General features: G+C 65.5%; 15 protein-coding genes and 2 tRNA genes. 6 read left to right on the plus strand and 11 right to left on the minus strand.

The window, feature by feature from the left end; genetic code table 11:
• Positions 1-46: 46 nt before the first annotated feature.
• From EJJ38_RS10355 to EJJ38_RS10370, 4 genes are all read right to left on the minus strand, one after another.
• Positions 47-3,193 carry an efflux RND transporter permease subunit gene (locus tag EJJ38_RS10355; protein ID WP_127089985.1) on the minus strand — a complete coding sequence of 1,049 codons (3,147 nt, stop codon included), beginning with the start codon at positions 3,191-3,193 and terminating at the stop codon, positions 47-49.
• A gap of 28 nt (positions 3,194-3,221) precedes the next feature.
• Positions 3,222-4,415: an efflux RND transporter periplasmic adaptor subunit gene (locus EJJ38_RS10360; protein WP_245454215.1), complete on the minus strand. Its 1,194-nt coding sequence runs from the start codon at positions 4,413-4,415 to the stop codon at positions 3,222-3,224.
• A 572-nt stretch (positions 4,416-4,987) separates the two neighbouring features.
• Positions 4,988-5,062, minus strand: a tRNA-Glu gene (locus EJJ38_RS10365).
• Positions 5,063-5,153: 91 nt separating this feature from the next.
• On the minus strand, positions 5,154-5,576 hold the full coding sequence (locus tag EJJ38_RS10370; protein WP_127089987.1) for a VOC family protein: 423 nt from the start codon (positions 5,574-5,576) through the stop codon (positions 5,154-5,156).
• 54 nt (positions 5,577-5,630) lie between these two features.
• Here EJJ38_RS10370 and EJJ38_RS10375 point away from each other — a divergent pair, with 54 nt between their 5' ends.
• From EJJ38_RS10375 to EJJ38_RS10385, 3 genes are all read left to right on the plus strand, one after another.
• Positions 5,631-6,410, plus strand: a complete 780-nt coding sequence (locus EJJ38_RS10375) for an SIR2 family NAD-dependent protein deacylase (protein WP_205666158.1) — start codon at positions 5,631-5,633, stop codon at positions 6,408-6,410.
• 159 nt (positions 6,411-6,569) lie between these two features.
• Positions 6,570-7,151 carry a cold-shock protein gene (locus tag EJJ38_RS10380; protein WP_127090351.1) on the plus strand — a complete coding sequence of 194 codons (582 nt, stop codon included), beginning with the start codon at positions 6,570-6,572 and terminating at the stop codon, positions 7,149-7,151.
• A gap of 7 nt (positions 7,152-7,158) precedes the next feature.
• Entirely contained in the window at positions 7,159-7,698 is a 540-nt protein-coding gene (locus EJJ38_RS10385) for a DUF192 domain-containing protein (RefSeq protein ID WP_127089989.1), read from the plus strand.
• Positions 7,699-7,864: 166 nt separating this feature from the next.
• Here EJJ38_RS10385 and EJJ38_RS10390 read toward each other — a convergent pair.
• The 4 genes from EJJ38_RS10390 to EJJ38_RS10405 all read right to left on the minus strand — a co-directional run bounded on the left by EJJ38_RS10390 (position 7,865) and on the right by EJJ38_RS10405 (position 12,316).
• Positions 7,865-7,941 (minus strand) — tRNA-Pro (locus EJJ38_RS10390).
• A 321-nt stretch (positions 7,942-8,262) separates the two neighbouring features.
• Entirely contained in the window at positions 8,263-9,540 is a 1,278-nt protein-coding gene (locus tag EJJ38_RS10395) for a porin (RefSeq protein ID WP_245454178.1), read from the minus strand.
• Between the two features lie 207 nt (positions 9,541-9,747).
• Positions 9,748-11,175 carry a porin gene (locus EJJ38_RS10400; RefSeq protein WP_127089991.1) on the minus strand — a complete coding sequence of 476 codons (1,428 nt, stop codon included), beginning with the start codon at positions 11,173-11,175 and terminating at the stop codon, positions 9,748-9,750.
• A gap of 538 nt (positions 11,176-11,713) precedes the next feature.
• On the minus strand, positions 11,714-12,316 hold the full coding sequence (locus EJJ38_RS10405) for a TetR/AcrR family transcriptional regulator (protein ID WP_127089992.1): 603 nt from the start codon (positions 12,314-12,316) through the stop codon (positions 11,714-11,716).
• Positions 12,317-12,393: 77 nt separating this feature from the next.
• Here EJJ38_RS10405 and EJJ38_RS10410 point away from each other — a divergent pair, with 77 nt between their 5' ends.
• Positions 12,394-13,305 (plus strand): SDR family oxidoreductase, encoded by a 912-nt coding sequence (locus tag EJJ38_RS10410; protein WP_127089993.1) that lies wholly within the window; start codon positions 12,394-12,396, stop codon positions 13,303-13,305.
• A 201-nt stretch (positions 13,306-13,506) separates the two neighbouring features.
• Here EJJ38_RS10410 and EJJ38_RS10415 read toward each other — a convergent pair whose 3' ends face one another.
• Entirely contained in the window at positions 13,507-14,397 is an 891-nt protein-coding gene (locus EJJ38_RS10415) for a LysR family transcriptional regulator (RefSeq protein WP_127089994.1), read from the minus strand.
• Positions 14,398-14,518: 121 nt separating this feature from the next.
• Between EJJ38_RS10415 and EJJ38_RS10420 the strand changes: the two genes are divergently transcribed.
• A complete protein-coding gene (locus EJJ38_RS10420; protein ID WP_127089995.1) occupies positions 14,519-15,367 on the plus strand; it encodes an oxidoreductase in 849 nt (282 codons plus the stop codon).
• A 152-nt stretch (positions 15,368-15,519) separates the two neighbouring features.
• Positions 15,520-15,651 carry a hypothetical protein gene (locus tag EJJ38_RS20770; protein ID WP_274704722.1) on the plus strand — a complete coding sequence of 44 codons (132 nt, stop codon included), beginning with the start codon at positions 15,520-15,522 and terminating at the stop codon, positions 15,649-15,651.
• Between the two features lie 60 nt (positions 15,652-15,711).
• Here the strand turns inward: EJJ38_RS20770 and EJJ38_RS10425 are convergent, their stop codons facing one another.
• Positions 15,712-16,569: an alpha/beta fold hydrolase gene (locus tag EJJ38_RS10425; protein ID WP_127089996.1), complete on the minus strand. Its 858-nt coding sequence runs from the start codon at positions 16,567-16,569 to the stop codon at positions 15,712-15,714.
• Positions 16,570-16,578: 9 nt separating this feature from the next.
• Positions 16,579-19,077, minus strand: coding sequence for an alpha/beta hydrolase (locus EJJ38_RS10430; protein WP_127089997.1), 2,499 nt, complete (start codon positions 19,075-19,077; stop codon positions 16,579-16,581).

The following is a 19,077-nucleotide window of genomic DNA, read 5'->3' on the forward strand; positions in this document are numbered from 1 at the left end:
CCGGCACGAACGGGAAGGGCTGCCCTCCCCGTCCGGCGATACGGCCCTATGAGGGACCGTGGACCGGCGCCGCATGGCTTGCGCGCGCGCCACGCATACGCTCCAGAACCGTGAAGAAGGCCGGGACGAACAGGACCGCGAGGCCCGTGGACGCCAGCATTCCGCTGACCACCGCGACGCCCAGCGACACCCGCGCCCCGGCCCCCGCGCCGGACGCGAACACCAAGGGCAGCATGCCGAGGATGAAGGCGAAGGAGGTCATGAGGATGGGGCGGAAGCGCAGGCGCGCCGCCTTCACCGCCGCCTCCCCCGGGGCCATGCCCTCGGCGGTCATCTCGCGCGCATATTCCACGATGAGGATGGCATTCTTCGCCGCCAGCGCGATGAGCAGGACGATGCCGATCTGCGTGTAGAGATCGTTCGGCATGCCCAGGGCCTGCAAGGCGATGACCGTGCCCAGCAAAGTGAGCGGCACGGCGAGGATCACCCCCAGCGGCTGCACCCAGCTCTCATATTGTCCCGCAAGCACGAAGTAGACGAGCAGCAGCGCGATGGCGAAGACATAATAGATCTGATTGCCGACCACCTGCTCCTGATAGGACATGGCGGTCCATGCCGTGCCCATGGTGGCGGGCAGCGTGGCCTTGGCGATGTCGGTCATGAGCGACATGGCATCCCCCGAGGAGAAGCCGGGCGCCGCGCTGCCCAGGACGCTGGTGGCGGGATAGAGATTGTAGAGGGTGATGAGCGGCGGCCCCACCTCGCCCACGAAGCGCGCCAAGGCGCCGAGCGGGACCATCTGGCCGTCCGCGCCCTTCACCTTCAGCTTCAGGATGTCGGCGGGCTGCAGGCGATAGCCCGCATCGGCCTGCACATAGACCTGGAAAACATTGTTGAACTTGGTGAACTGGTTCACGTAGGACGAGCCCACATAAGCCTCCACCGCCGAGAAGACCTGGTTGACGGTGACGCCCAGCGTCTCCGCCTTCATGCGGTCCACCACGAGGCGAAGCTGCTTCACCTTGCCCTGGAAGTTGGACGCGACGCCCGTCAGGCTGGTCTGGGTATTGGCATTGGCGGCCAGTTCCTGCGCGGCATCCTGAAGGGCGGAGAAGTCGGCGCTGCCGTCCTTCATCTCCACCATCATGCTGAAGCCGCTGGAATTGCCGATGCCCTGGATGGGCGGCGGCAGCAGGAGGCGGGCCGTGGCGGTGTCCATGCCGTCCAGCGCCGCCTTCACCTTGCCGCTGATGCCGGTGAGGCTCAGGTCGGCCGTCTTGCGCTCGTCCCAGTCCTTCAGCACCACATAGATCATGCCGGCATTGTAGAGGGTGGCGTTGCTGTCGAGCGGCGAGATGCCGGAGACGCCGATGACGCTCTCCACCCCGTCCACCTTGCGCACCCGCGCCACGGCCTCGCTCACCGCCGCCTCGGTGCGCTGGGCGGAGGCGGAGGCGGGCAGCTCCACGGCGATGATGAAATAGCCCTGGTCCTCGCTGGGCATGAAGCTGGTAGGCACTTGGGAGAGCCCCCAGAAGGACACGCCGATGAGGGCAATCCCGGCCAGGGTGGTGGGCACCGCGAAGGCCACGAGCCGGCCGATGAGGGCCGCATAGGCGTCCTCGCACCGGGCATAGACCGCGTTGAACGCGCGATAGACGATGTTGCGCTTTTCGGGCGGCACGGTCGGGCGCAGCCACAGCGCGCATTGGGTCGGCTTCAGCGTCACGGCGTTCACCGCCGAGATGAGGGCGGTCGCCGCGATGACCAGGGCGAACTGCTGGTACATCTTGCCCGTGAGGCCGCTGAGCATCGCCGCCGGCAGGAACACCGCCATGAGCACCAGGGTGATGCCGATGATGGGCCCGGTCAGCTCGTTCATGGCCTTCACCGACGCCTCGCGGCTGGAGAGGCCCGCTTCCATATGCCGGGCGACGCCTTCCACGATGACGATGGCATCATCCACCACGATGCCGATGGCGAGCACCAGCGCGAACAGGCTGGTGGTGTTGATGCTGTAGCCCATCACGGACATGGCCGCGAAGGCGCCGATGATGGTGACGGGAACGGTAGTGGCGGGCACCAGGGTGGCGCGCCAGTCCTGAAGGAACAGGAGGATCACCGCCAGCACCAGCACCGCCGCGATGATCAGGGTCTCATACACCTCGTGGATGGAGGCCGTGACGAACTTGGTGCTGTCGAACGAGACCTTGTAGTCGAGCCCCGCGGGGAAGGCCGCCGCCAGCTCCTTCATCTTGGCGTTCACATTCTCCGCGACGGTGAGCGCGTTGGCGCCGGAGAGCTGCGAAATGGCGATGGCGGCGGCGGGCTTGCCGTCCAGCGAGGCAACGGTGCCGTAGGAGGCCGCGCCCAGTTCCACGCGGCCGATATCCTTGATGCGCACCGCCCTGCCGCCGCCGGTGCTTTCGGACTTCACCACGATGTTCTCGAAGTCCGCCACCTCGCTGAAGCGGCCGGTGATGTTCAGCACATATTGGAAATTGGCGTCGGAGGGCGAGGGCGGCCCGCCCACGAGGCCGGCCGTGACCTGCGTGCTCTGGAGCGAGATGGCGGAGGTCACGTCGCTGGGCGTGAGGCCGTAGGCCTGCATGCGGTCCGGGTTTAGCCAGACGCGCATGGCATAGTCGCCCGCGCCCAGCACCGTCACATCACCCACGCCCGGCAGGCGCGACAGCTCGTTCTTCAGATTGATGCTGGCATAATTGGCGAGGAACAGATTGTTGAACCGGCCGTCCGACGAATAGAGGTTCACGAACTGAAGGATGGACGTGGACTTCTTCTTGACGGTGAGCCCCTGCGTCGAGACCGACGTCGGCAGTTGGGCCTCCGCCAGCGACACCCGGTTCTGCACCAGCACCTGCGCCATGTCCGGATCGGTGCCGATGTCGAAGGTGACCACCAGCGAGTAGGAGCCGTCGCTGGCGCTGGTGGACTGCATGTAGATCATGCCCTCCACGCCGTTCACCTCCTGCTCGATGGGCAGGGCGACCGTTTCCATCACCGTGCGCGCGCTGGCGCCGGGATAGGTGGCCGACACCGAGACGGTGGGCGGCACCACGTCCGGATATTGCGAGATCGGCAGGCTCATGAGCGACAGGGCGCCCACGAAGACGATGACCAGGGCCAGGGTGTTGGAGAGCACCGGCCGTTCGATGAAGAAGCGCGAGAACATGGGACCGCCTTCGGAACCGCCGGTTGCGTTACGGGTTGGCTTTGCCGGACGCCGCTGCGGGCGCGTTCGCGGCAGGTGACGCAGCCTTCGGCCGCTCCGCCATCGCCCCCTCCACCGGCGAGACGGTGGTGCCCGCCCCCGCCCGCTGGATCGACCCGATCACCACCTTGTCGGTGGCGGACAGCCCCTTGGTGATGACGCGCAACTGGCCCTCCACCGGGCCGGTCTCCACCTGCCGCTGCTCCACCACATTGTTCGCGCCCACAACCAGCACGTAGCTGCCCACCTGGTTGGAGAGGACGGCGGTGTCATTCACCAGCAGGGCCGTCTCGATCTTGCCCACCGGCACCCGCACCCGCACGAACATGCCGGGCACCAGGGCCACGTCCTTGTTCTCCAGGGCGGCGCGCATCTGGAGCGTGCCCGTTCCCGTCTCCAGGTTCGGCGCCACATAGTCGATGCGGCCGGAATATTGGTAGGGCTGCTCCGCCGAGAGGGCGACCTCCACCGGCATCTTCAGCTCTTCCTCGCGCAGGCTCTTCAGCGTCTTGCCCATCTTGGCGAGGCTGTCCCGCATGTCGATCTGCTGCTGCTCCGACATGGTGAAATAGATGTAGATGGGATCCACCTGCAGGATGGTGGCGAGCTTGGTGGCACCCGTGGAGCCCACCAGCGCCCCCACATCCACCAGATGGCGGGTCACCACGCCATCGAACGGCGCGCGGATGGTGGTGTAGGCCAGCGACGTCTCGGCGAGCTTGAGATTGGCCTCGGACGCTGCCACCTGGGCGCGGGCGGTGTCGAGGGTGGTCTTGGCATCCTCCACCTGGCGCTGGCTGGACACTTCCTTCAGCCCCAGTGCCGCCTGCCGCTCATATTGCCGCCGGGAATTCTCCTCGGTGGCCTTTGCGGATTCGAGCTGCGCCTTCTGGAGGTCCACCTGGGCCTGATATTGCGCCTGCTCGATCTCGAACAGGACGCGCCCCTTCTTCACGGCCTCGCCGTCCGCATAATCGATGGCGGTGAGGAAGCCCTGCACGCGGGCCTCCAGAGTGACGGTGCTTGCGGCCGCGCTGTTGCCCGTAAACTCCGCATAAAGCGTGACGGGCGCCTGAACCGGCGGGGCGACGACGACCTTGGCCGGCGGCGGCGCGACATATTGGTTTTTCTGATTGCAGCCCGCCACCATGAGCCCGGCAACGACACTGAATGCCGCGACCATCGAGCGGCGAAGGCCCGCAGCGGACCGCCCCTGTTTACCCGTCATCACATCCCGCCCCCGTCCACCACGCGACCCCTTACAAGTCCCGGCCACCGCCCCATATCGGCTAGCCCACCTTACGACCGCCCCAACGATCACTGTTATTATTCAATTAAATTCAATAATTCGATATAATTTATCCCTATATAAATGTGTATATAATTTCAATATACACATACGTGTGCGCCACTTATAAATTATAAGTTTGAATGCGATCGATTAAACATAGCGCATACACGAGTATTACATCCAAAATTTGCTGGAAAACGGAAGCGAGCACCAATCAAGACCGTCGGCGCATCCGAGCCACACGACTCACCCCGCCGGAACTGCGGACCCGGCGCATGCATCAGGCAGAGGTGTGAGCGCAGGACGACGCGGCCTCAGGATCACATGGATCGTCGGCCACGAGCGGTCGCCTGAATAAGGCCCAGTGAAAAGGTGAACGGCACGCAATGCGCCCGAACCCGAGCCGATCAGCTCTGGGCCAACGGCCGGGAAACCCAATGATGTCGGATAAGGAAATTCGCTTGTGGTGCGCCCTAGGGGAGTCGAACCCCTCTCTCCACCGTGAAAGGGTGGCGTCCTAACCGATAGACGAAGGGCGCTTAAGCGGTGGCCCTTATAGGAGGCGCGTCGGCGGTGCGCAAGGCCCCGCCGACGTAAACCCACAGGCTGTGGACAGATGCGGGCCCGCCCTCACCATTTTCCGGTATTGGGCATGGAGGCCCAGGGCTCCTGCGGCGGCAAGGCGGGGCCCTTCTGCAGCAGTTCCACCGAGACATTGTCGGGCGAGCGCACGAAGGCCATGTTGCCGTCGCGCGGGGGGCGATTGATGGTGACGCCGCCTTCCATCAGGCGGGCGCAGGCGGCGTAGATGTCGTCCACCTCGAATGCCAGATGGCCGAAATTGCGGCCCTCGCCATAGACTTCGTGATCCCAATTATAGGTCAGCTCCACCTCCGCGACGCCTTCCTGGCCAGGCGCGGCGAGGAAGATGAGGGTGAAGCGCCCCTGGGGCACCTCCTTGCGCCGAACCTCCTGCAGCCCCAGCTTATTGCAGTAGAAATCCAGGGATTGGTCGATATCGGTCACGCGGACCATGGTGTGGAGAAAGCGCATGGCTGATCCTGGATGGAAGTGGACAATGCCGGCGGCCGGCCTGGGGTAGGTATGATGTCGGAACGAGAACTCAAGGCGGCCCAGGACACGTTGCGCGATTTTCTCGCGCAGGCGCGCAGCGCGGTGGCCTTCACGGGGGCGGGCCTTTCCACGGAATGCGGCATTCCCGACTTCCGCTCGCCCGGCGGGCTGTGGACCCAGAACAAGCCGATTCCCTTCGACGTATTCGTCGCCCATCAGGCCGCCCGCGACGAGGCCTGGCGGCGCAAGTTCGCCATGGACGCCGCCTTCGGCGCGGCGACCCCGGGGCGCGGCCACACGGCGCTGGCGCGCCTTCTCGCCGACGGCCGCCTGCGGGCCATCATCACCCAGAATATCGACGGCCTGCACCAGGCGTCCGGCGTGCCGGACGCGGCGCTGGTGGAACTGCACGGCAACACCACCTACGCCACCTGCCTCGATTGCGGCCAGCGCCATGAACTCGACTGGGTGCGCAGCCGCTTCGAGGCGAGCGGCGGAAAGGCGCCGTTCTGCGAGGCGTGCGAGGGCCCGGTGAAGACCGCCACCATCTCGTTCGGCCAGGCCATGCCGGTCGCGGAGATGGCGCGGGCCGACAAACTCTCCAGGGCCTGCGACCTGTTCATCGTCATCGGCTCGTCCCTGGTGGTCTATCCGGCGGCGGGCTTCCCGCTCATCGCCAAGCGGGCCGGAGCCCGGCTCGTCATCATCAACCGGGAGGAAACGGACTTCGACGAGATGGCCGATCTCGTGGTCCGCGCCGAGATCGGCGACGTTCTCGAACCCTTCATCCAAGGGGTGGCCGCGAACGCCTGAGGCGGACAACCCTGAATGGAGTGTTTTGCCCAACAATCGCGCATTCCACCCCCTCCGGGCGCAAGGAAAAGGTGTGCGCCGCACACCGGACTTGCTATCCTGTCCTTTCCTGGAAACAGGAGCCCGTGCGTGGCGATCGGGACAGTGGGGTCGGGTGGTATGGGGTCTCACGAACCAAGCTTCGAGACACAGCTTCTGCCTGCGGCCGAAGACAGCGCGGAGGCGCCGGCCCAGCTCACCGAAGTGGCCGGAACCATCAAATGGTTCGATGCCGCCAAGGGCTATGGATTCATCGTCCCCGACGGGGGTGGACCCGACGTTCTCCTGCATGTCACCTGCCTGCGCCGGGACGGGTTCCAGACCGCCCTGGAAGGCGCGCGGGTGGTGTGCGAGGCGGCTCGCAGGGCCAAGGGCCTGCAGGCGTTCCGCGTCATCTCGCTGGACCTCTCCACCGGCATCGCGGCGCCCGTCGCGCCGGCCACGCGGGTGCGCGCCGCCATCGAGCCCACCGGCGGGTTCGAGACCGCCACCGTGAAATGGTTCAACCGCCTGCGCGGCTTCGGCTTCCTGACCCAGGGCGAAAACGGGCCGGACATTTTCGTGCATATGGAGACCCTGCGTCGCCACGGCCTGACGGAATTGCGGCCCGGCCAGACTGTGCTGGTCCGGTTCGGCAACGGCCCGAAGGGGCTGATGGCCACCGACGTGAAGGCGGAAGACGCCGCTCCCTCCACCCATTGAGGATCACATGAGCGAACCTGCGACGCTTTCGGCGCGCGGCAACAGGCTTGTCCGCGCTTTGGCCCTGGGACTCGGCCTCGCGGCCCTCGCCTTCGGTGCCCCTGCCCTTCTGACCGCCGCCGTGCCGCCCGCTTATGCGCAGGGCCCCGACGCCGCCCAGCCCGTGGGCCCGCTCGATCCGCTGGAGATCGCCACCAAGTCCGGCGTGGTGGTGCTGGAAGTGGAGCTGGCACGCACCGACAAGCAGCGCGAGACCGGCCTGATGTTCCGCAAGCAGATGCCCGAGCGCCAGGGCATGCTGTTCGACTTCAAGCAGGACCAGCCGGTCTATATGTGGATGAAGAACACCTACATCCCGCTGGACATGCTGTTCATCCGCGCGGACGGCACCATTGCCCGCATCGAGGCCATGACCACGCCCTTCTCGGAACGGACCATCTCCTCCGGCGAGCCGGTGCGGGCGGTGCTGGAGCTGAATGGCGGGGCCTCCCGCCGCCTCGGGATCGCGCCGGGCGACCGCCTGTCCACCACCCTCTTCGCCCGCTGACGGGCCTCCGCCGCCCGCCTGGAGCGTTTCCGAGCGACGTGTGAAGCGGTTCGCGTGACGGAAACGCATAAAAACGAAAAGACAGAGCGTCGCAGCGTTTCCATGAAAGGCTGAAACGCGCTACCGGCGATGCGGGCCGTTTCAGGCGCGGCGGATGGGAAGGGAATGGTCGGAGCAGCAGGATTCGAACCTGCGACCCTCTGCTCCCAAAGCAGATGCGCTACCAGGCTGCGCTATGCTCCGATGGCCAGGAAAGGCTGGCGTTTGCCTACTTTCTTGTACTCCGCCGCGCAAGGGGGCGGGTGAATTATGTGCGTGGCGGCGATCATGATGCACGGGACAGATCCGCGCGCCGACACGGATGCGCCGTCTCGCCGTCTTGCGCCAAGCGCCAAGCGCCAAGCGTCTTGCGCCCGCCACGCCCCTGCCCCGCAGATGCCCTTTCCCTGGCCCGGGACGCGCGCGGGCGCGCGGCACGTTGCGGGCAGGCCCCGGGGTCCGGGAACGAAAAAGGCGGCGGCTCCGGGAGCCGCCGCCTGATGGAACTCGTCCAGCGTCAGCCGATCAGAAATCGCGCTCCACCATGAACATGAGCTGGTGGGCCTTCTGATCCTGGACCGGCAGGCCATAGCCCGTATTCACATAGCCGTTGGCCGCGTAGCTGTTGAAATCATACTGCAGGGTGATCCCGAGATTCTTCACGGGCGTCCAGGTTACGTTGGCACCGAGGTTGTAATTGGTGCCCGACGTGCCGCCATAAACCGCCTCGGCGATGGCATTGTCGAGATTGAACTTCGCATAGCCGCCGAAGAAGGCCGACTGCCACGCCTCGTTCCAATTGTGCAGGAACTGGGCCGTGAAGTTCCAGCCGCTGACCTTGGACACGGTGCCGTCCGTATTCATGAAGGCGTCGGGCGGCGAGAAAGATCCGCTGGGATTGACGAGGCCAAGATAGGACACCGCGCCGTTCACATAGGCGCTCTGCAGATAGAGCGAATCACCCTGCGCGATGAAGGGCAGGTTGAACATCAGGCCCGCCTGGAGCGCGTAGCCCCAGCTCGACGTGGTGTCCGAGCCCACATAGGTGTAGCCCGCCTCGGTGGGCATCATGGCCGTGATCTTGTGCAGCGCGCCGGAGAGCTGGACCTGACCCCAGTCCCCGGTCTGGCCGAAATTGGCCACGAAGTCCGGGATGCGCGAGCCGGCCTGGTAATTATCGACGGCGTCCGGCGAAGTCGGGTCGGACGGATTCACGCCGCTATCGCGGGTGGCCGAATCTTCGACCGAGACCGTCGCCGCCCAACCCTGCTGGAATTCCCAGGTATAAGCGACCAGCGGCGTGCGCACGTCGTCGCCGATGGTGGCCGGATCGGTACCGAGAACGTTCGCGTTGGCGTAGAAGTCGAAGAAGGACTGGGCATAGCCAAAGGTGAAGCCCGAGAACTGGATATAGATGTTCCAGGGGGCGAACTGAGCCGTGTTGGGGCCCGGCTCCCACGGATCCGACGTACGCCACATGAAGCGCATGTCCATATAGGAGCGCAGCACGCCATATTCGGTATTGGTACGCGCATCCATGATCAGGCCGAACAGCCCGATGGAGTAGGTCTGATCGTTGCCCGCGGGATAGTTGGTGTAGGTGTTGTAATAACCTTCAGCCCGGGTGTAGCCGCCGAGGCGCAGGCAGGTGTCCGTGCCGGGCACGTAATAGAAGCCTTCCCCCATGGCCGTGCACTGCTTCACATAGGCGACCTGCGCAGCCTTGACCGGCAGATCAGCCGCCGAGGCGCCGGACGTTGCCGCCACGAAGGCGACGGCCGAAACCAAGTGCGAACGCTTCATCATAATCCCCCACCCCCGAGCGCGCGAAGCGACTCTATCCATGACCAGTATGCGACAGCCCCTGACGCGACGCAAAGCAATAAATGCTACATTGTATCATTTCCAGCGCGCGTCGGATCTTAATACCGCCAAAGAATAGATCAAGATTACCCAAAGAAAAACCCCGGCAGTTGCCTGCCGGGGTTCTTTTCCAATCGAAAAGTTCGATCAGAAGCTACGCTGAGCGCGGAAGCCGCCCGACCACACGTCCGTGGAGCCGCCGTAGACAGCGGTCGGGATCGTGGTGGCGGTGCCGCCGGTGACGGTGAACGGCGCGCCGCCGTCAACCTTGGAGTAGACAACCTCGAGACCGAGGTCGAGGTTCTTGACCGGCGACCAGATGGTGTTGAGGCCGACCTGCCACATGTTCACGTCGTAGGCGTTGAGGGTGTTCGCGGGAACTTCCACGGACACGTAGCCGCCGTAGATCGCCGAACGCAGGTTCGGGACCCAGTAGTGACGGAACTGACCCTGGATCGACCAGCCGGACTCCTTGGAGAAGCCGGTGCCGGTCCAGATCGCGTCGGCGAGCGGGTAGTAAGCGCCGGAGAGCGCATTCAGCTGCGTGCCAACGTCAACGATGCCGAGGCCGGTCGCGCGGCCCTGGGCGGTGCCCGAGAGACCGAGGTAGTTCAGAGCGCCGTCAGCATAGTTGGCCTGGATGTACAGGCTGTCGCCGGGGGCGAGCATCGGGAGCTTGAACTCGACCGAACCACCGAGGGCCCAGCCCCAGCTGTCCGAAGAGGTCTCGCCGACGTAGGTCGCGCCACCGATGGTGGGGGTCAGAGCAGCCACCTGGTGCAGGGCGCCGGACAGCATCGCGGTACCCCAAGCCTGGTCGAGGCGCAGGTTGGCGACGATATCGGGAACGGACTGGCCGTCCTGATAGTTGCTGTAGGAGATGCCACCGGTGGTGACAGACGCCGCAGCGAACTGGATGCCGGTGATGCGGTTGGCGGCGTCTTCGAGGGCGATGGTCGCCGAGAAGCCGTTGCCGAACTGCGCCGTGTAGGCGATCGCAGAGGTCCAGGTGTTGGAACCAGCGTACGGGGTGGTCAGCATGTAGTTGATACCCGTGTCGAAGAACGACTGGGTATAACCGAAGGTGAAGCCCGCGAACTGGATGAAGGCGCGCTCGAAGTAGAGCGAACCGCCAGCCGGCGAACCCGCAGACGCCTGCGAATCCCACTGGCCGCCGAAGCGGACATACGAACGCAGCACGCCGTAGTCGGTCGCGGTGCGGGCGTCGACATCCACGACGCCGCGGGCGCGGGTCATGTAGTCAGGGGTGTCGGAGGTGGAGAGCGGATAGCCAGCCACGCCGTTGCCGGGGGCGTTGAACGCAGTGGCGCCGGCAGACGAGATCGCCGGGTTAAAGGTGCCAACCGCGTTGATGTAGGTGTCGAAGCGGGCATAACCGCCGAGCTTCAGGCAGGTGTCCGTGCCGGGGACGTAGTAGTAGCCCGCGCCGTACGCAGAGCAGACCTTCACGTACTCGACAGCCTTCGCCTTGACAGGCAGATCGGCAGCCTGGGCGCCAGCGACGGCGGCAAGACCCGCGGCGCTACCGAGCAGAAGGCTCTTCACCATCTTCATTGTGACCTCCAAAAGTTTTGTTCCGAGGGAGCGAGTGCCGCCTCGTTGGTGCCACCGCACCTCGAGAGGTTCTTGCCCCGATTAGCCCCCCGCACCCTGGCAAAGCCCCCGGCGCGGAAGGGCGACCGGGGACTGCCCCCCTTCGTCGCAAAGCCACCATACAAAAGGCGGACCCCCGATCAACGCCGTTCATGCCCCGAAACCCCTTGCTATGACTGAATCCCAACCTGTGTTGCAGGAATAGCACGCAAACAATCCGGTACCCAGAAACCGCAAAATATGGCGAAAATTCTTCATTTACCGTGTTTCCCGCTCGCGGGTCCGTGATGCCACCCCTTCGTCGGCCATGGATCCGGCAGGCACCCTGTCCTTCTCACGGAGCGGGAAAATATCCACAGCCCCGCCCCGCGGGCGGTGGGGGCGGCACGATTCGCCCAAGCGGCTTGATTCGGCGCGCAGTTTCGCGATTTCCCCGGCAACCCGCCAAAGCCGAGCTCCAGATTGCCCGCCGGCCGGTGACGCCCGAAAGGCGGCCGGATCAGGTTTCCGCCGCCAATGCGTCAAAGGCTTCGTGCAGCAGTTCCACGAAGGAGCGCTTGCCGCCGTCCCGGTGAAACGTCTCCGATGCGAGGCGCATGGCACCGATGGCGAGCATAGCGACCAGCCTGAGGCCGGTTTCCCGCCCGGGCTCCGGCCACCGCTCCCGCAGGGCCGCGAACAGCGCTCTCTCCTGCTCCACATAGCTCGCCTGCTTGCGGGCTTGAACGGCCGGGCTTGAGCGCATCAGGCGGTCGATGGCGATCATGTCGTCGGGGGGAATGAGCGCGCACACGTTCAGGATCGCCTCGCGGATGGCGTCCAGGGGCCGCTTTTCATGCGGCACGTCCCGCAGGGCATTGACGAGCATGTCCCCCACGCCGCTTTGCAGGGACAGGAGAATCTCGTCCTTGGACTTGAAGTAGTAGAAGAATGTCCGCCGGGAGATGCCCGCCGCTTCCGCGATGGCGTCCAGCGTCGTGGCCTCATAGCCCTTCTCGATGAACAGGCCGATTCCCGCATCGGTGATCCGCTGCAATGTCTCCCGGCGCTTGCGCGCCCGCAGGCCCTCGCCCGGCACGTCCGTCTCGCGATCCTTGGCCATCACAGGAGCGCCTTGATAATTGCACTGAGTGCGATATTATTTTTGCACTTGATGCGATATTTTGAAATGGCAGGACGATGACCACCTGGACCGCCGCGGACATTCCCGATCAGCATCGCCGCACGGCCGTGGTTACCGGCACCGGGGGGCTGGGCTTCGAGACGGCCCTGGCCCTGGCCCGGGCGGGCGCGGACGTGATCATCGCCGGCCGAAATGCCGAGAAGGGCACGGATGCCGTCGCGCGCATCCGCGAGAATGCCGCGCGCGGGCATGTCCGCTTCGAGAGGCTCGACCTTGCCAGCCTGCAGTCCGTCGCGGATTTCGGCGAAAGACTGCGCCGGGAGCGGGAGAGCCTCGATTTGCTGGTCAACAATGCGGGCGTGATGGTGCCGCCGCGACGGCTGGAAACCGCTGACGGCTTCGAACTGCAGCTCGGCACCAATTATCTCGGCCATTTCGCACTCACGGGTCATCTCCTGCCGCTCCTGCGCAAGGGCAGGGATGCGCGGGTGGTCACGGTGTCGAGCGTCGCGGCCCGCAGCGGCGCGATCGCGTTCGACGATCTCAACGCACACAAGAGCTACAGGCCCATGCCTGTCTACAGCCAGTCGAAACTCGCCTGCCTCATGTTCGCCTTCGAGCTGCAGCGCCGCAGCGACGCCCGTGGCTGGGGCCTTTCCAGCATGGCCGCCCATCCCGGCGTCGCGCGCACCGATCTCCTGCACAATGCCCCCGGCCGCTGGAGCGCCCATGGCCTTGCGCGGTCGGTGCTGTGGTTCCTGTTCCAGCCCGTCGCCCAGGGCGCGCTCCCCACCCTGTTCGCCGCCACCGCGCCGGATGCCGAGGGCGGCGGCTATTATGGTCCGGACGGCCTCAGCGAAACGCGCGGCTTCCCGGCCGTGGCGAAAATTCCCCCGCAGGCCCTCAATGCCGGAGCCTCGGCCCGCCTGTGGGGCATTTCGGAACAGCTCACGGAAATCGCGTTCTGAAGCCGGTTGGACGCGCGCCGCGTGAGGCCGGCGTCAATCAACCCCTTCCATGCCGCCGCCGCCTTTCCGGGAATGTTGACGGCCGGCTGATCCATAGAGCGCTTCCGAGCGAATCGTGAAGCCGTTCGCGTGAAAGAATCGCGTAAAAACAAAGAGATAGAGCGTCTCTACGTTCCATGGAAAGCTGAAACGCTCTATGGATCAGCCGGCCGTCCGCACGAAATCCACGAATGCGCGGAGCGCGGAGGGCATCTGGCGGCGGCTGGGATAGTAGAGATAGAAGCCCTGATAATAGGGGCACCAGTCTTCCAGCACCCGCACCAGCCGCCCCTGCGCCACGAGATCGCGAACCTGATCCTCGAACGTATAGGCGATGCCCGTGCCGTTCAGCGCCGCCTCCACCATCAGGTCCTGGTCGTCGAGGATCAGCCGCGCCGAAACCTCCACCGCCAGATTGACCCCGCCGCGCTCGAACTCCCAGGCATAGAGGCGGCCGGACCCGAAGCGCAGGCCGATGCAGGGCAGCCCCTTCAATTGCTCCGGTGCCGAAGGCCGCGCATGGGCCTCGAAAAATGTAGGCGTTGCAACGATGGCCGAGCGCTGGCGAGGGCCCAGCGGGATCGCGATCATGTCCTGCGCGATGGTCTCCCCGAGGCGCACGCCGGCATCGAAGCCGTCGGACACCATGTCCACCAGCGCATTGTCGGCGACGACCTCCACGCTGACGCCGGGATGCGCCGCGAGGAAGCGCGCCACCAGCGGCAGCAGGACCAGCCGTGCCGAGGCCGGGGCGGCATTGATCCGCAATTGGCCGGTGGGCGTGCCGCGAAAGCTGTTCAGGTCTTCCAGGGCGTCGTCGATATCCCGGAAGGCGGGGCTCACGCGGGCATAAAGCTGCTCGCCCGCTTCCGTCAGCCCGACACTGCGCGTGGTGCGGTTGACCAGCCGCAGGTCCAGCCGCTCCTCCAGCGCCCGCAAGGCATGGCTGAGCGCGGAGGGCGTGCAGCCCAGCTCATCGGCCGCCCGGCGAAAACTCCTGTGGCGCGCAATGGCCAGGAAGGAGGCGAGATCGGCTGAGCTGATTTTCCGCATTGGTGAATTTCACTCATCAACTTGCGAAAAACATAGGCGATTATCTCAACATAAGCGAGGACGTAAAACCCTTCCACCGGCCCGGACCATTCGAGACGGGCCTTTTGGAAGGAATAAACTCATGCGGATCTGGTTCATCACCGGCGCGTCTCGCGGTTTCGGCGCTCTCATCACCCGGCAGGCTTTGGCGGCCGGCGACGCCGTCGTGGCCGCGGCCCGCAACCCCCAGGCGGTCACGGACCGCTTCGGCGATCACCCCCAGCTCATGGCCGTGAAGCTGGATGTTACCGACGAAGCTGAGGCGCACGCCGCCGCCAAGGCCGCCGTCCAGCGCTTCGGGCGCATCGACGTGCTCGTCAACAATGCCGGCTACGGGCTGCTGGGCGCGGTGGAGGAAGCCACGGGCGCGGAAGTGGAAGCGCTTTACCGGACCAATGTGTTCGGCCTGCTGAACGTGACCCGCGCCGTGCTGCCCCACATGCGGCGCCAGCGTTCGGGCCATATCCTCAACTTCTCGTCCGTGGGCGGCTACCAGAGCGGCGCGGGGTTCGGGGTCTATTGCTCCACCAAGTTCGCTGTGGAGGGCCTGAGCGAAGCCCTGGCCGATGAACTGGCGCCGCTCGGCATCCATGTCACCGCCATCGAGCCCGGCTATTTCCGCACGGACTTCCTGGATTCCACCTCCCTCTCCATCAGCCCGACGGTCATCGCCGACTATGCCGGCACGGCCGGCTCCGTGCGCACCTTCGCGGCGGGCATCAGCCATGCCCAGCCGGGCGACCCCGAGCGGCTCGCCGAAGCGGTGATCGCCTTCGTGGCCGCACCCAACCCGCCCGTCCGCCTGCCGCTCGGCAGCGACACCGTCGCCGCCATCGAAGCCAAGCACCGTGCGGACGCCGCGATCCTCAAGGACTGGCGGGCCATCGCCGTCTCCACCGACTTCCCCGTCGAGGCGGGCACGGCCGGCTGAGGGCGCCCGGCTCATAAAGTGACGGATGACAAAGAGGGCGTGGATCACAGGGCAACCTGTTCCACGCCCTTTTTCGATCTCCGAAGGGATGTCAGCAGGAGGCGGTTTTCGCGCCGGCCTCCATCATTGGGCCGGTCACGGGCGGGCTTCTGGTGGAATGGGTCGCGCGGTGCTGCGTGTTCCTCGTCTATGTGCCCATCGGCTTCGCGGCGCTGCTTCTCTCCCGCCGCTCGCTCCAGAAGCTGGGACAGGGCCGGGACAAGCCCGGACATGACGGGCCTTAAGCGGCTGAACCATCTATCGATCTGAAGGTCGATCCATCCCAGCCCCTCCCCGCCGTCATCTCAGACGGCGTTGCCCGACAGCCAGCCGCCCAGATAGCCCGCATACAGCTCCGGGTCCTCCAGGTTCAGGGAGTGCCCCACGTCGGGCACCACGGAGAGACGGCAGTCCGGCAGTCCCTTGACCATCAACTCCAGGTCCGCCTTCGCGATGATCCCGTCATACTCGCCCCAGGCGATCAGGTGGGGATGGCGGATGTCGCCCATGCGGGCGAAGAGTTCACCGCTTTCAAACTCGCGCGTCAGGCCGATGGGCGTGCCCAGCCAGATGCCGTCCGAGACGGACATAGTCTGGGCGAGGATGCGCTCGAACAGGTCCGCCCGCGCGCCCGCATCCGGCCTGAATTTCGGCGGCTGGCCCGGCGCCGTCGAGACGAACAAGGACGGCGCCGTCATGGCCATCACCATCCGCGCGAAGGCGGGGTTCGCCTTCATCTGCAGGAACATGTCCAGCTGCGCCTGGGTGAAGGGGATGCTGCGGGGGGAGACGGGCGAGAGGGCGAAGACCCGCCCGAACCGCTCCGGCTGCGCCAGCAGCATGCGCGTCGAGATGATGCCGCCCGTGGAATGGGTGGCGAGATGGCAGAAGGAGACACCGAGGGCATCGAGCGCCGCCAGCATGTCGGCCGCGTGCGTCGCGATGCTGTAGTTTGCGAAATCCGCTGTCGGCACCGGCCGCTCGCTGTCGCCGCAGCCCCGCCAGTCGATGGCGATGGTGCGGACGCCGCGCGGGAAATGGGGCGCGGCCAGCGAGATCCACTCCTTGCTGGCAAGGTTGCCGTGGATGAAGAGGAGGGTGGTGTCACCCTCCCCCCATTCGCGATAGGCCAGATTGACGCCGTTGGCGCGAACCTGCGGCATCGTCCGCTCCTACTTGTTGAGGCCGACCGGAACCGCGGTTTCGCCCGCCGGAGCCGCCGCCGCCTTGCCCGGCGCGCCGTGGATGATGCGATCCACCACCACGGGCGACATGCTCTCCACACGCCCCGTCAGCACGAAGTCCACGGCATCCTCGGCGAACTCGATCGGATCGTCCGTGTGGATGAAATGGGCGCTGTCGGGATAGACCTTCACGCTCAGATCACGCCCCGCCGCCGTCATGCGCCGCATGAAGGGGAGGATGGCCTCACGGCTGAGGTCGCTGCGCCCGTTGAAGGCGACGCCGGGAATGAAGGGCTCCTTGTCGCCGAAGGCGAGGAAGATCGGGATCTTGATGTCCACGAGCCGCTTGTAGAGGCTCTTGGGATCGCTCTCCTGAAGCTCCGCCACCATGCCGTAGATGTCGAAGATGAAGACATCCACCCATTGCTGCAGCTCGCGCGGATCACCCTTGATCATGCCGATGCGCTGGTTGGTGTGCAGGCGGGCATATTCGCTGTCGCGGAGGAAGTAGCCGGACGTGCTGGGCGTCACCGCGCCGGTCACGGGATCGCGCTTGCGGAAGTGGTAGAAGTCGTCGATCTGCTGGGCGGTGAGGTTCTTCTCCCGCTCGCGCAGGCCGGTCTGGTCCCAGGTGGCGGCCCAGGCCTTGAAGTCGTGGGCATAGGCCGGGTTGAACAGATCGAGCTTCTTGCCGGGCGCCACCGTGACCTCGCGGGGATATTCCTCAAGCCCGGCGGGGGCTTCCAGAATGAGCTTCGTCACCGTCTCCGGCCAGGTCAGCGCATAGCCGAGCACCAGCTGGCCACCCATGGAGTGGCCGAGATAGGCGGCCTTCTTCACACCGAGCTGGTCCACCACGAGGCCATGCACCACCTCGCGCATTTCCTGCATGGTGCGGGCGGGGCTCTTGTCGAGATTGCCGGGGCCGGACATGCCGTAATGGGGCAGGTCCGGCACGATCACCCGCAGGCCGCGCTCCAGCGCGATGCGCATGATGTTGCCGTAATGGCCGCCGAACGCGCCCTTGCCGTGGACGATCACCAGCACATCCGGGTTCGGATCCTTGCCGGCATATTCGTCCATGTAGCCGATGTCCCACTCGACACCGCGGCTGTCCTTCACCTTGGTCTTCTTCACCGGGAAGGGATAGGTGACGAAGCTGTTCCAGAAGGACTTGTCGGGGGTGATGTTGGCGGCAACGCCGGGCGTCACGTAATTCTTCGCCACCAGTTCCTGGTTGCGCGTGACGCGCGCCACGTCGTCGAGGAAGTTCACCACCACCGGGTCGAACTGCTTGTCCTTCAGGATGGAAAACACGCCGTAATGCGCCACCGGGCTCGTCTCGTGGACGAAGTCCGCGCCGGCGATCTTATCGACCGTGTTCTTCGCCCGGTCGAAGGTGAGCCACTGGTCGTTCTCGATATGCATGACCATGGTGCGCGCCTTGATGCGCCCGAGGTCGGCATTGATGTTGTAGGCTTCGCCCGCACGGTTGCGCCACAGCAGGTCCACCGCATCGAACAGCAGGGCGCGGGCGTTCACGGAGGCGCCGGCCTGGGCGGTCGGGGGCTTCCAGTAGAAGACGTCCGGCTGCACCTTCGCCCAGTCCTGCTGCGAGCGGAACTGGAAGTCGAAGCCGGTGAGCAGCAGCACGGACCAGCCGAAGGCCACGCCCTGGTTGGGGTGCTTGTCCTTGGGCAGGTTGTAGTAATTGCCGCCCGTGGCGCGCCACTGGGGATCGGATTCGATGGCGGCGGACATGAGCTGGAAGGTCCAGTTGCCCACCGGATCGCCGCCGTCGGACTGGGTGGTGCCGCCCACCGGCATGAGTCCGTTCATGAAGTCCGGATGCATCACACCCCAGACATAGGTCTGGGTGGCGCCCATGGAGACGCCCGTGACCAGCGCGGCGCGGGCGACCTTCAGGTGGTCGCGCAGCATCCGATAATTGGACTGGACGAGATCCTGGTAGGTGTATTGCGGGAATTTCTGGCCGAGCCCGTCAGAGGGCTTGCTGGCGCCCCACAGGCCGAGGCCGTCCAGCAGCACCACGAAATACTGGTTCGTGTCGATGGCGAGGTTCGGCCCGATGACCGGGCCGCCGGAAAGGCCGGTTCCCTCCACCCACTGGGCATACATGTCCGTGGAATCGCCGGAATAGAAGGTGTTGACCACCACTGCATTGGTGATCTCGCCGGCGGCATTGCGGATCGGGGTGCCCAGCGTGATGAAGCCGGTGCGCAGCGCTCCGGCGCCGAGCGATTCCAGGGTCGTGCCCCCTTCCCCGCCATTCTCCCATTTCGCGGGGGTGGCGAGATCGTAGCGCCCGCCGATGCGGAAATTGGGGACCTCATAATATTTCTTGAGATCACACAGCCGCGCTTGGGAACACAGGCCGGTAATCTTCTGGGCCGCCGGGGGTGGGGTCTGCGCATGCGCGAAGGTCAACGAGCAGACAAGGAAGCTTGCGGCAAGACCGAAGCGCAT

This window comes from Aquabacter cavernae (assembly GCF_003993795.1).
In the GTDB taxonomy this organism is placed as follows: Bacteria; Pseudomonadota; Alphaproteobacteria; order Rhizobiales; family Xanthobacteraceae; genus Aquabacter; species Aquabacter cavernae.